Annotated in this window: 11 protein-coding genes; 6 read left to right on the top strand and 5 right to left on the bottom strand. The window is 32.9% G+C overall.

From position 1 onward, the window contains the following. The first annotated feature begins 216 nt into the window (after nucleotides 1–216). Both SHI72_RS07650 and SHI72_RS07655 read left to right on the top strand, forming a co-directional pair. Complete coding sequence (locus SHI72_RS07650) at nucleotides 217–3,654, top strand: pyruvate carboxylase (RefSeq protein ID WP_323489606.1); 3,438 nt, start codon at nucleotides 217–219, stop codon at nucleotides 3,652–3,654. Nucleotides 3,655–3,881: 227 nt separating this feature from the next. After that, on the top strand, nucleotides 3,882–5,306 hold the full coding sequence (locus SHI72_RS07655) for an amino acid permease (RefSeq protein ID WP_323489607.1): 1,425 nt from the start codon (nucleotides 3,882–3,884) through the stop codon (nucleotides 5,304–5,306). 305 nt (nucleotides 5,307–5,611) lie between these two features. Here SHI72_RS07655 and SHI72_RS07660 read toward each other — a convergent pair whose 3' ends face one another. Next, nucleotides 5,612–5,788 (bottom strand): histone H1, encoded by a 177-nt coding sequence (locus tag SHI72_RS07660; protein ID WP_035621526.1) that lies wholly within the window; start codon nucleotides 5,786–5,788, stop codon nucleotides 5,612–5,614. Between the two features lie 72 nt (nucleotides 5,789–5,860). Further along, nucleotides 5,861–6,475, bottom strand: coding sequence for a hypothetical protein (locus SHI72_RS07665; protein WP_323489608.1), 615 nt, complete (start codon nucleotides 6,473–6,475; stop codon nucleotides 5,861–5,863). Nucleotides 6,476–6,590: 115 nt separating this feature from the next. Between SHI72_RS07665 and SHI72_RS07670 the strand changes: the two genes are divergently transcribed. Further along, complete coding sequence (locus SHI72_RS07670) at nucleotides 6,591–7,289, top strand: DUF1826 domain-containing protein (protein WP_323489633.1); 699 nt, start codon at nucleotides 6,591–6,593, stop codon at nucleotides 7,287–7,289. A gap of 83 nt (nucleotides 7,290–7,372) precedes the next feature. On the opposite strand, the gene SHI72_RS07675 is transcribed toward SHI72_RS07670, so the two are convergent. From SHI72_RS07675 to SHI72_RS07685, 3 genes are read right to left on the bottom strand one after another with little or no spacing between them, the layout of a single operon-like run. After that, nucleotides 7,373–7,798: a hypothetical protein gene (locus tag SHI72_RS07675; protein WP_323489609.1), complete on the bottom strand. Its 426-nt coding sequence runs from the start codon at nucleotides 7,796–7,798 to the stop codon at nucleotides 7,373–7,375. Between the two features lie 10 nt (nucleotides 7,799–7,808). After that, complete coding sequence (locus tag SHI72_RS07680; RefSeq protein WP_039116212.1) at nucleotides 7,809–8,228, bottom strand: hypothetical protein; 420 nt, start codon at nucleotides 8,226–8,228, stop codon at nucleotides 7,809–7,811. A gap of 3 nt (nucleotides 8,229–8,231) precedes the next feature. Then, entirely contained in the window at nucleotides 8,232–8,963 is a 732-nt protein-coding gene (locus SHI72_RS07685) for a hypothetical protein (RefSeq protein ID WP_323489610.1), read from the bottom strand. A gap of 272 nt (nucleotides 8,964–9,235) precedes the next feature. Here SHI72_RS07685 and SHI72_RS07690 point away from each other — a divergent pair, with 272 nt between their 5' ends. The 3 genes from SHI72_RS07690 to SHI72_RS07700 all read left to right on the top strand — a co-directional run bounded on the left by SHI72_RS07690 (nucleotide 9,236) and on the right by SHI72_RS07700 (nucleotide 13,931). Then, on the top strand, nucleotides 9,236–9,703 hold the full coding sequence (locus tag SHI72_RS07690; RefSeq protein WP_323489611.1) for a hypothetical protein: 468 nt from the start codon (nucleotides 9,236–9,238) through the stop codon (nucleotides 9,701–9,703). 660 nt (nucleotides 9,704–10,363) lie between these two features. Further along, complete coding sequence (locus tag SHI72_RS07695; protein WP_323489612.1) at nucleotides 10,364–12,556, top strand: alpha-galactosidase; 2,193 nt, start codon at nucleotides 10,364–10,366, stop codon at nucleotides 12,554–12,556. Nucleotides 12,557–12,887: 331 nt separating this feature from the next. Next, the gene (locus tag SHI72_RS07700) at nucleotides 12,888–13,931 is read left to right on the top strand and encodes a hypothetical protein (RefSeq protein ID WP_039116208.1); all 1,044 of its coding nucleotides are present in this window, start codon (nucleotides 12,888–12,890) and stop codon (nucleotides 13,929–13,931) included. The last annotated feature ends 52 nt before the right edge of the window (nucleotides 13,932–13,983 follow it).

A 13,983-nucleotide genomic window follows, 5' to 3' on the forward strand; every position in this document is an offset into this window, starting at 1 on the left:
CACCAAATACGGGAAGAAAGAATTCCTGAAGCTATAAAAAATGTTTTTATTTTGAATGACCTGAACTAAGAGAATTACTTTATTTATTATCCATTCCATTGGAAGGAGTCTGAGAAGAATTGGATTTTAAGCAATATAAATTAATAGATTTTATCTTCAGAAGTTGTTCAGAATAAGCCGTTTTTATTTTGTGGATATTTAACTTAATTTATTAGAATGAGAACAATTTCTAAATTACTAGTTGCAAATAGAGGAGAGATTGCACTACGTATTTTTCGCGCTGCTGCGGAATTAAAAATTAAAACTGTAGCTATTTATACCTATGAAGATAGGTATTCCCTGCACCGCTACAAAGCCGATGAGGCGTATCAGATAGGCAAAGATACAGACCCCTTAAAGCCCTATCTTGATATTGATGAAATCATTAAAGTTGCCAAAGCCGAAGGAATAGATGCTATTCATCCTGGGTATGGTTTTTTATCAGAGAATGTACTATTTGCTACTAAATGTGCCGAGAATGGTATTTTATGGATTGGCCCCAATCCAGAAGTCATGGAACAATTAGGTGATAAAGTGGCAGCCAAAAAAATTGCACTTGCTGCCAATGTACCTTTAATCGAAGACAGTAAGATAGACCTTTCTTCATTTTCTATTGCTCAGGAAGAAGCAAATCGCATTGGATATCCTTTGATGTTAAAGGCTGCTGCAGGCGGAGGAGGGCGCGGTATGCGAGTGGTTAGAAAGGCTAGCCAATTAGAAGCTTTGTTCAACGAAGCAAAAAGAGAAGCAAAAACAGCTTTTGGAGATGATACGTTATTCCTTGAAAAATTCATTGAAAATCCCAAACATATCGAAGTACAATTATTAGGTGATAATTATGGAAACATTGTCCATTTATTTGAACGTGATTGTAGTGTTCAGCGAAGATTTCAAAAAGTGGTTGAAATTGCTCCAGCCCCAAATTTAAAACAAGAAACAAAAGATAAGTTATATAAGTACGCACTTAGTATTGCAACTAAAGTAAACTATAATAATGCTGGAACGGTTGAATTTTTAGTCGATGCGGCAGAAAATATTTATTTTATAGAAGTAAATCCCCGCATTCAGGTAGAACATACTGTTACGGAGGAAGTAACAGGAATTGACATTGTTAGAAGTCAAATTCTTATTGCTTGTGGTCATAAACTCTCTAGTCCGGGAATTTATATTATGGGACAAGAAAGTTTAAAATGTAGTGGTTTTGCAATTCAATGCAGGATTACTACCGAAGATCCAGCAAATGATTTTACACCCGATTACGGGACAATTATTGCATATCGAAATGCTGGAGGTTATGGTATCAGAATAGATGAAGGTAGCTCATATTCGGGAGTTAAGATTTCGCCTTTTTTTGATTCTATGCTCGTAAAGATTACTGCCAGAGGAAGAACATTAGAAGGAACCAGCCAACGTCTTTTAAGAACGCTTAAAGAATTTACTATTGAAGGAGTAAAAACTAATATTCCATTTTTAGAAAATTTAATTGTACATCCTGATTTTCAGGCAGGAAATATCACGGTGAATTTTATAGGAGATAATCCGTCATTGATGAAAATCAAAAGAAAATCCGATAATGTAACCAAGAATTTGGCATTTATTGGAAATATAATTGTCAATGGTAATGCAGATGTTCCTTTTATCGTTCCTGATAAAAAATTTCTGACTCCAAAATTACCAATTCCATCAAGTGCCTTTCATACTAATGGAACCAAACAACTACTAGATCAGTTAAAACCAAAAGGATTTTCGAACTGGATCAAAGAGCAAAAACAAATTTTGTATACAGATTGTACTATGCGAGATGCACACCAGTCATTACTTGCTACCAGAGTGCGTACAATCGATATGATGCCTTTTGCAGAAACATTTACAAAAGACTTTCCACAAATGTTTTCTATGGAAGTTTGGGGAGGAGCGACATTTGATGTTGCGATGCGATTTTTGAATGAATGTCCTTGGAGTCGTTTGGAACAAATGCGAAAAGCGATGCCCAATGTACTGTTGCAAATGTTGATTAGAGGTTCTAATGGAGTAGGTTATACCGCATATCCAGATAACTTGGTCGAAAAATTTATTGAAGTATCCGCTCAAAAAGGGATAGATGTTTTTAGGATTTTCGATTCATTAAACAGTATCGACAATATGAAAAACAGTATTAATGCCGTACTTACAAATACAGATTCCCTTGCCGAAGTATGTATGGGCTATTCAGGAGATATATTAAATCCTGAGCGTCCAAAATTTAATCTTAACTATTATTTAGATCTCGCAAAGAGAATAGAAGATACAGGAGCTCATATTCTTTGTATAAAAGATATGGCAGGTTTATTGAAACCGTATGCTGCTGAAAAATTAATTACCGAGTTAAAAAAATCCATTGACATTCCAATACATTTGCACACACATGATACAGCAGGAATCCAGTCTGCAACCTATCTCAAAGCAGTAGAGGCAGGGGTTGATATTATAGATGTTGCATTATCCTCTATGTCAGGACTTACTTCACAACCCAATTTTAATGTATTTGCAGAAGCTTTAAAAGGAACTCCTCGTGATTCGGGACTTGATGTCGAAAAACTAAATCAATACAGTAATTACTGGGAAGATATCAGGGAATATTATTACCCTTTTGAGTCCGATTTAAAATCAAGTACGGCAGAAGTCTACAAACATGAAATTCCTGGCGGACAATATTCTAATCTTAAACCTCAGGCTTATTCCTTGGGCTTAGAGACCAGAATGACAGCTATAAAACAAGCATATCAGGATGCCAATAGTTTACTTGGAGATATTATTAAAGTAACACCATCCTCTAAAGTAGTGGGTGATCTGGCCATGTTTATGGTAAGTAGTAACCTGAGCAAGCAAGATGTTTTAGATCAAGGCACCACCTTGTCCTTTCCTAATTCTGTAAAAGGAATGCTTAAAGGCGAGTTAGGGCAACCAGACGGTGGATGGCCAATTGATTTTCAGCAAATGGTTCTCAAAAAAGAAAAACCATTTTTAGATTTGCCCAATGCACATTTAACTCCTATAGATTTTGATAACGAATTTGAAGCTTTTCAGGAAAAATTTTCATCATCCTGCACATTAGCTGATTTTATATCATACCAATTTTATCCAAAAGTTTTTGAAGATTATTTTAAAACTATCGAAAAATATGGAGATGTGAGTGTAATTCCTTCGACTACATTTTTCTACGGATTAAAACCTAATGAAGAAGTAATCGTTAATATCTCGGAAGGAAAATCTATTATTGTAAAATTCTTGTATAAGTCAGAACCTGATTTACAAGGAATCAGAACAGTCTATTTTAAGCTTAATGGCCAGACAAAAGCCATTGAAATAAAGGATAAGTCTATAAAGACAATGAATGTTCAGAACCGAAAGGCATTAACAGCTGCTGAAATTGGTGCTCCTTTACCAGGATTACTGAGTAAAATATGGATTAAAGAGGGAGAGGAAATCAAACAAGATCAACCTTTATTTACTATTGAAGCCATGAAAATGGAAAATACAGTATTAGGAAAGACTGGAATAATCCATAAAATCCATCTCAATGAAAATAGTTTGGTAGAAAAAGGAGATTTACTTATTGAGTATCTTGTTGAATAACATACTTATGTCAACTTTCAGTTTCGTCTAATAAAAAAAGCTCTTTTGTTACAAAAGAGCTTTTTTTTATAATTGATTTTGACCAATTAACTTTTAAACAATTTAAATACTTATTATTCAATTCTGATAGATGTGACAGAACTATGTTTTGTACGATTCCTTTTTTAACTTATCTTCGCTGTTTATACATTTGTGAGTACATTTAACTCATTTAAAAAATCTAATTTGTGAAAGAAAAACATGAAGACGTAAAAGAGAATCAGCTTAAACGTGGGCTGACTAACCGTCACATTCAGTTAATTGCCTTAGGCGGATCAATAGGAACAGGTCTTTTCCTAGGTATTGGTCCAGCAGCTGTATTAGCAGGGCCATCTGTTATTTTAGGATATGCTGTTGCCGGAATTATCGCTTTTTTTATTATGAGACAACTTGGCGAAATGGTTGTTGAAGAACCTGTTTCAGGAAGCTTTAGTCACTTTGCCTATAAGTATTGCGGTTCTTTTGCAGGTTTTGCATCAGGTTGGAACTATTGGATTTTATATATTTTAGTTAGTATGGCTGAACTTACAGCCATTGGTGTTTATGTACAGTTTTGGTGGCCTGAAATTCCGCTGTGGGCATCTAGTTTATTTTTCTTCCTGGTTATTAATGCTTTAAATTTTGCCTCTGTAAAAGTTTACGGAGAAACTGAATTTTGGTTTTCAATTATAAAAGTTGTTGCAATTATTGCAATGATTCTCTTTGGTACTTATTTATTAATAAGTGGTACAGGAGGAGAACATGCTACAATTCATAATTTGTATAACGATGGAGGCTTCTTTCCAAAAGGAGTTTTTGAAAAAACGGGAGATGGTAATTTTCAAGGTTTATTATCAGCAATGGCTCTAATTATGTTCTCCTTTGGAGGTTTAGAACTAATTGGGATTACGGCTGCTGAGGCAGAAAATCCAGAAAAAAACATTCCAAAAGCAACAAATCAGGTTATCTACAGAATTCTTATATTTTATGTTGGTGCCTTAGTAATTTTATTTGCTTTGTCACCTTGGCAACAAATTACTACAGATAGTAGTCCATTTGTAATGGTTTTTCAAAATTTAAACGGAATGGAGTTTGAGTTGTTTGGCAACAAAATATTTTTCACAAGCCTTATTGCTAATGTGCTTAATTTAATTGTATTAACTGCCGCTTTATCAGTATATAATAGTAGCGTATATAGTAACTCACGTATGTTATATGGTTTAGCAGACCAAGGCAATGCTCCTAAGTTTTTAATGAAGCTAAACAAACAATCGGTACCAATTAATGCTATTTTAATTTCCTCCTGCTTTGCAGCGATTTGTATTTTAATAAATAAGCTAATTCCAAAAGAGGCTTTTAGTATTTTAATGTCTTTAGTGGTGTCTTGTTTAATTATTAACTGGGTTATGATTTCTTATACGCATCTAAGATTTAGACGTTCAAAAGACAAGGAAGGTACAAAAACTAAGTTTGCTTCATTATTTTATCCAGTAAGTAATTACATCTGTTTTGTATTTTTATTGGGTATTTTATCAATCATGTGGATCACTAATATGAAGTTATCCGTAGAATTAATTCCTATTTGGTTAGGTATTCTTTTTATATGTTATAAAGTTTTTAAAACAAAAAAATAAGTAGTTTTTACTACATTATTCTAGCTATCTGTGTACATCTGCTAAAATCTTTTAAAATTTGCGAGAAACAAAACTAATATCTTCTAAGTATGCAGATATTAGATTATTAAACTAGCAACTTTAATTAAAGGATTTAACACATAGTCGACAAAGATTGGATTCGTGTTGCGGAGTTATTTACGAAGTAATCGGACCCAATGGGTTAAAAAAAAACAGATACAATTAAGATTTATAGTATAGTAAAAGTAAAAAAAACAAACCTTGCTTAGTTTTATTTAAGCAAGGTTTTTTTATTAATTATGGGCTTATTTTTTAGATTCTTCTACAGATACTTTTCTAAACTCTTTTAATAGTTTTTCAATTTCTAAAGTTGATTTACGAGCTCTTGGTCCTGCTGCTTTCACACCTTTCTCGATTAATGATTCTGATTCAGTTTTGAATGTTTCGAATTCTGCATTGATTTTTGATACTAGATCTTTCATGATGTTATTTTTAATTTAAGAATCCAAAAATATTCTTTTTGCTCTTAATACATAAATTAGATGCAATTAATTTTACTCAATGCTTTTAATCTTTAAATCAATTACTTTAATTTCACCGTCGGTTAAGAATCCTAGATTTCCTTGTTGGCTTAAATTACTTTTTTCTATAGAACACTCTAATGTTTTTTCATTATTGACAGAGAAGTATAATTGATTGTTTGTGACTCTAATTTTTACCGAATACCATTTGTCATTTTCTAATTTCATTGGCTTATTAAACAAAGTTGGACCGCCGCGTTTTTCGTATTCGTCACTTCCTTCTTTATAAACACCTTTCCCTATTACAATATTCTGATCAATATTATACAAATACGTTCTTATATATTGTTCTTTATCAATGTTTAGCATTACCTCAAATAGAGATCCTTTGGTCATGTTTACTCTAAATTCGATTTCATAATTTTTCGAGAGTTTCTTTTTAGATTCTATAACTCCCCAATGCATTGGTCCTCCAGTACCTATCAAAGTATCTTTTTTTAGTAACCACTCTTTTGAGTTAAAATTCCAATTTGATTTCAGTTTAGAAGCTTGAACAATTTTATATTCTTTTTTTGCAGTTGAAATTGTGCTAGAACACGAAATCATAACGAGAGATAGTATCAATAAACCGAAATATTTATTCTTCATTTTTGTTTTTAGTAAATTTATAATTATTTTTTTTAAGTCTTTTAGAAAACATAATTTTTAAAGGTAATTACATAATTTTGTAATGCACGAAGCAACGAGCTTCTTAAATTATACTATGAGCAATATATTTTCTGACAGTAACCAAATTGGGATGGTACCAACTTTCTCTGATCTTGTACAGACCAGTTTCAAGGGAGAAATGAATGCGCTATGCTGGCACAGAAATTTGGATGGAGATTTTAACGAGATTGTAACCCAACTAGGTTTAAAAGAAAATATAACCGAAGTTTATCCTGAAGATTTACTCGCACTCCAACTATCAGAAAAGGGGAGTATAGCAAGAGAAATAATCTTAAATGATTTACAATTATTAACTGATTTTGGCGCTTCGCCGGCTCTTAATTTATTGAAGTGTTATGAACGTGATGACGAATTTGATTTCATATCTACAGATGTGTATTCTTTTCATGTTGATCGTTCGCCCATTGCAACAGATACTTTTTTATGTACCTATCATGGAGCGGCAAGTGATATTGTTTCTAATTCGCAAGCAGCCCAAAAAATCCTGATTCCGGAAATTCGAGCAAAGCTAAAAGAACTCTATGACGGACCAGAGGAAGAATTCGAAGACTACTTGAAGGAAAATTATTTTGATTTGCACTATCAGATACACGACGATGCGGAACCTATTAATTTAGGTATAGGACATCTTTGGCGATTGGCTGTAGATCATCCAAAACAACAAGTGCTGCCTTGTATTCATAGAGCACCAATAGAAAATGAAGGGGAGTATAGGTTGTTGTTGATTTGTTAAGGAAATTGTTGAGACAATGTAGTTGAGAAAAGCTTATTTAAATCCTTGAAAACCGAATAGATTTATGGCAATAAGCAAAGTAGTTAATCACGAAACTCCTTAATTATACTATCTAATTTTTCTTTGCTTTCGTAATCTCCATTAATACTATCCATCTTTCTTTGCGATTTAAACCATTCGAGATTGTTCGTTTTAGTAGTATGGTTCCAAATCATTTCGTAATCATTCATGTATTTATATCTGATATAAATCACTCCGTTTTTTACAGTATATTCTTGATGTTCTCTTTCCAAAACCCACTTTATGTTTTTATAAAAATTTGGTGGAATTTCATTTGTTTTTGCGATTTTAAATAATTGATTATGAGATGTTTCTGAAAATAATACCGGTTCACGCAAATCCTCATTTACAAGTACAGGACGAAGTTCTACATATCTATTTTCCCAATAATAGTAAGCCGAAAACAAAAGAACTAGAGCGATTAAGGTTACGTATATTTTCTTTTTCATTGTTTTTATTTTAATGAATAAATCCCTTAATAATACTATCTAATTTTTCTTTGCTTTCGTGATCTCCATTAATACTATCCATTTCTCTTTTTAATTTAAACCAAGTAGGATTGGTTGATCTAGTAGTGTAATTCCACATAAGATTCATGTCGTTCAAATAGTGATTGCGAACATAAATTATCCCATTTTTTTCAATATAAGGCTGACCTGAACGATCTAGAACAAATTTTATATTTTTATAATAATTTGGCGAAATTTCATTTGGTTCTGCAAATTTATAGAGATCATTGTCAAAAAATATTAATTGGGGGGAGTAGTTTTCTTCTGCCAAAATTACGGGACGAAATTCAACATACCTGTTTTGCCAATAAAAATATGAGGCAAACAAAAGAATTATAACTATTACTCCTATGTATATTTTCTTTTTCATTTTCTATTTTAATTTAAGATTAATACCTCCAATAAATTGGAGTTGAAAGGTTTTATTAAAATTTTGTTGCCATTCACCTCTCATATCATAAGGTTTTGCCCCGCAATATTTCTCTACTAATAAGGCATCTGAGTCTTTAACATAACCGAAACCATTAATATAAGCATTAGCTCCTTTGTGCCAATCATATCTGTCCCACCATTTATGAATAATTTTACCCGATAAAATGAAGTTTTCTTTTTTCTTGCTAACTATGAAATAACATGTTGAAGTTATTGTACTAGTGCCACACACATAATAGAGTTCACGAAAAATACCTCCTGTAAATTTACAGTCAAAATGAGTGACATAAGTATCACTATTCGTATCAGTTAACTTTTTAAGGAAAATTATAAAATCAGGGTCATTTTCAAAACGTTCAAGATTTAAATTTTCTGCGGCAATAACCTCACTTTGCTTTCTCAACCAGTTAAAGTCTATGGTTTTTGTAAATCCTGTACCGTCTAACCACCATTGTAAACAATCTGCTGCCATATTGAAATTTCTTTCTCTGGCTTTTTTAATCATTTCAAGGTAATTCTTTTTTAACATTAAAGCTTTGTCTTTTTCGCTCAGCTGGAGATAGAAGTTTCTAGCTTTTGAACTTCCTTGTTCATTCCAAAAAGGATCTCCAAATAATTTTTTGTACTCTGAAGGATCTAAATTAGTTTTTGATTTAAAAATATCTTCATTCATATTTTATAATTATTTAATTATCTCTCAAATTTGAGATATCCAAATAACTACCATGCCTGAAATAAGATTTAAGAATGTTACTAAAAGTCTAAATATTGTTTTTTGTGTAAATCCGATCGCTCGGATATGCGCAACGAGAGCACGGAAAATCTTTCTGTGTCTATAAAGTAATTAGTTTCGTCAAAATTAAATTTAACGGTATTAAATTATTGACTTCAAAATGGAATAAATTTTGTTTTTTTACATATAAATTCTCCCCTAAACAAAGAACTATGATAAGAAATTTTTTAATAGCCATTAGCTTTTTATTGTTATTGAGTTGTCAAAATACTACAGTTCCGGCTACTGAAAATATCAAAAAGACTGTACCACAACAAACAATAAAATTAGAAAAGCATTACGATAGTAAGCCAGAAGATAATGAAGTTTATAATGCTTCTGTGGTAGAAACTCTGCCAAAATTCCCGGGAGGTATTGAAAAGTTTTATGTTTTTTTAAAGAAAAATTATGTTATACCACAAGAATTAATGGATGATGAAGGTTCCAGAGGCGGTGTTTTTGCAACTATAAAAATTGAAAAAGACGGCAGTTTGTCTGAAATAAAAATCCTTCGTGATTTTGGTTACGGATCGGGAAAAGAATTAGAAAGGGTTTTAAGATTATCCCCAAACTGGATTCCGGCAATCAAAGATGGAAATCCAGTACGATGTTTATATAATATTCCGTATTATGTACAGTAATTAATAATAACTGTTTATAATAGTTGTCTTTAGAATGTTTAAACCACTGCTGCAAAGTCTCCCGACTTCTTGCCGTTCCGATATTCTATAATATGATGCTATTACTTTTTGAGACTTCTCTTTGTTGATTCTCTATGCGGGTACGAAGTCAGGTGACCTTCCCACAGTTTTTCATAAGAACTCTTCGGAGCGCGCGTTTTATTTAGTTCTATAATATATCTATACGAGAGGGGAGAACAGGGTCTGATAGTGTTTTCATTGCACTTTATCTTGTTTAATAGTGGCTGTTGTATTTTTTTTTTAAGAGTTAAGTTTTAAGCATAGTGCGATAGAAGTTTTGTTTGAGATTATACAATTTAGGATAATATAGTATTATTTGATGATAATATTGTATTTCTAAAATCGTATGAATTATTCTTTTTTTTGCTTAAAAATTAATTATGAATAATCATATATTTAAAAAGACTTCAAATACTATTTTGATTGCTAATGGCTATCATGCTTTAACATTATGAATGTAATAGAATAAATAAGGAAATATAAACACTTGAGTTTTTTTATCAAACCAAACAGTGCAAATAAATATAAACCGAAAGATCATGGGAAAAGATGATTTTAATATCGAAGTTTCCCAATTTATTAATTTAAAATCCGCATAAAATGCATTCTAAACTTTTTAAAACCTGTTTCGTTGTGATGATATTTTTTACAGGCAAGGCTACTAGTCAGGAAACCATTACGGTATCCACTGAAAACACAGTTCTAGTTCTGCAAACAGATAAAGACAGCTCTTTATTGGCTACCTACCTTGGGAAAAAACTAAAAAATACAGATGAGTATGCGGTCATCAATTCGCTGGATAAGTTTAAGGTGGGTAATGATGATTTGTTTAACAAGCGGGAAGCCTACGTAGCATCCGGCTCGCTTAACCTGATGGAACCTGCCCTGTCTGTAACCCACAGCGATGGAAATAAATCCGCCGTATTGAAGTATGTGAATCACGAAGTAAAAAAAATTGATGATAACCAGACGTTGACTACTATTGTGTTGAACGATGCGAGGTACAAATTCCAGGTTACATTATTTTACAAGGCCTATTATAAAGAAGATGTAATTGAACAATGGTCGGAAATAGAGCATAAGGAAAAGGGTAATGTTGTGCTGAATAAATATGCTTCTGCGAACCTTACACTCCAGGGTAAAAAGTTTTTTCTTAAAAATCATTACAGTGGTTGGGGGCGTGAGATGCTGTCGGAAGAACAGCAGTTATTGCATGGCATCCGCACACTTGATTCAAAGCTGGGTACACGCAGCAACCTGTTGCATTCATCCTCCTTCATGATATCGATCAACAAGCCCGCAGGCGAAACAGAAGGTGAAGTAATTGCTGGTTCATTGGAATGGTCAGGTAACTTTAAAATTGATTTTGAAACCTTTGATGAATACTACTTGCGGGTAACAGCGGGCATCAATAATTTTTCATCGAACTACACATTAAAACCATCTGAGAAGTTCACTACACCACGTTTTGTTTACACCTATTCTGATGAAGGTAAGGGCAGGGCAAGCCGAAACTTGCAACGCTGGGCCAGAAACTATCAATTGGCGCAAGGCAGCGGCCAACGCCAAACCATATTAAACAATTGGGAAACCACTTATTTCGATTTCAATGATGAAAAACTGAGCGAGCTCACTAAAGACACAAAGAAACTAGGAGTGGATGTTTTTCTGTTAGACGACGGGTGGTTTGGTAATAAATATCCTCGTAACGGAGCCTCAGCAGGGTTGGGTGACTGGCAATATAATAAGCAAAAACTCAAGAATGGTATCAGCTCTATAGGTAAGGAAGCTACTGCCCATGGCGTAAAGTTTGGTATATGGATAGAACCCGAAATGGTGAATCCTAAAAGCGAATTGTATGAAAAAAATCCTGACTGGATCATCAGGCAACCAGGTATAAAAGAATTTTATATGCGCAACCAACTTGTGCTTGATCTTACTAATCCTGCGGTTCAGGATTTTGTATACAACACTGTGGAGCAATTGTTTAAAGATGTACCTGAATTGGCGTTCATCAAATGGGATTGTAATTCGCTTATCTATAATGCCCACTCACCATTCTTAAAAAACCAGGATCACTTTTATATTGAATATGTTCGTGGTTTAAACAAAGTATTGGAAAGAGTAAGAGCCAAACATCCAAAAACACCTATGATGCTTTGTGCAGGTGGTGGCTCAAGAGTTGATTATGCTGCCCTGCAGTACTTCACGGAGTTTTGGCCGAGCGATAATACCAACCCGTTTGACAGAATATTTATGCAATGGGAATATTCATATTATTTTCCTTCTATTGCTGTGGACAATCATGTAACGGATATGGGCAAACAATCCATCAAGTTTAAAACAGATGTTGCCATGATGGGCAAACTGGGTTTCGATATTCGGGTAAATGAATTAGATGCTAAGGATTTACTGTATGCACAAAATGCAGTGAAGCTGTATAATGGAATTAAAGATATCATCTGGCATGGCGATCAATACAGGTTACAAAACTCCGATGATGAAAAAGTGGCATCGATGGCATACGTAAAGGAGACACAAGAAGAGGTAATTGTGTTCAATTATTATGTAGCCACTACATTCAATACCACCATTGGGTTGCCTATTAAAATGCAGGGACTGGATCCAAAAAAACAATATAGAATTGAAGAAGTAAATCTTTATCCCGAAACACAGTCACCCATTGATAGCTCCAAGATTTATTCGGGAGATTTTCTGATGAAGGTTGGTTTTAACCCTGAAGTCAATGCTAGAAGAACCAGTGTAATCTTGCAGGTGAAGGCTGTGAATTAAGTTAATTTTATTTGTTTTAGTCAGAAAAATAATGTGATGCGTGAAGTCTCCCGACTTCGTACCCGTTCCAACATTCTATAATATGATGCTATTACTTTTTGAGACTTCACTTTGTTGATTCTCTATGTGGGTGCGAAGTCCGCTCTCCGAAGTGTTCTCATGAAAAGCTGCGCAAATGTCTCTGACTTTGCGCATTTTTTTTGTTTCTTAGAAATTGCAAACCTGATAAAAGTCTCCCGACTTTTGATGCTTAGATCTTATATTGCCTGGATTATTTTTATAAAACGGTATATATTTTCTATCTTCATAGTTTTTAATATGTTCGAAAATTATGTCTGTAAAAATTAAAAGCCGCAAAACAATTAAAAATGCTATTGTTCAACAAATTGAATGCTATAATGGAGAAGGTAAAATAGTAAGAGATGAAGAATATGAAGAAGGAATAGTTGTATCAGTAGAAATTTACAGATATGAAAATCAATACAGTTTGAAGGAACGATTTAATAGCGAAGGAATATTACGTAGAAGAGATGAAACATGGTATAATGAAAATAATGAAATAGAAAAAGAAGATTTCGGTTTCGCAACGTATTATTATCAATATGGAGCGGATAAACGGCTTCTTTCTATGAAGAAGTTTGATTCAGAAAACAATATTGAAAATAGTATAGAATACAGTTATGTTGAAGATTACGAGTACAGAAAGTTTTTTAATTCTTCAGGTATTTTGATATCACTCTCAGTTACCAGATATAATGATGCTAAAAAACCTTTCAGAACAATCTATTTTGAGATACCACATCATGATTTTATTGGTGCAGAGGAATCTGAAGGATATATGGAGTTTTTTGAAATGATGAAAATATTTGGTTTTGATATAGACGGAAATATGGTAGATACCAAAATCTCTATGTACTTTTTAGTAGAGGAAATAGTTTTTGAATACGATCAATTTGGAAATACGATATCAGAAGAAATGTATCATTATGATGGAGAAAGTTTAGAAGATAAATTAGCGTTTAGAGGTGGAGTCTATAATTACTATAATGAAAATAACTTGCTGATTAAATATCACTCTTTAGAAATAAAAACAGATTGGGACGATGAGCTTTGTTGTTTGTATGAATATGTTTTGGATGAAAAAGGATTAATTATAGAAAAATCAACAGACAGCGGTTTTAATAAAATAATTGAGAAATTTAATTATAACAGTAAAGGAAAGTTAATCAGTTATGTTGAGAATCGAAATAATGGTGAAGAAGTAAAAGAAATTCTTTATGACGATTTTGGTAATAAGATTTCTGAAATTACAGAGTTAAATTTTGACGGTGAATATGAAAAAGACATTAAAGAATATGAAATTGAATATTACTAATTTTCCCGATCTCTTAGGTATGCACAACGATAGCGCGGAAATCCTTTCCGTG

Source organism: Flavobacterium sp. PL02 (genome assembly GCF_035013205.1).
GTDB lineage: Bacteria > Bacteroidota > Bacteroidia > Flavobacteriales > Flavobacteriaceae > Flavobacterium.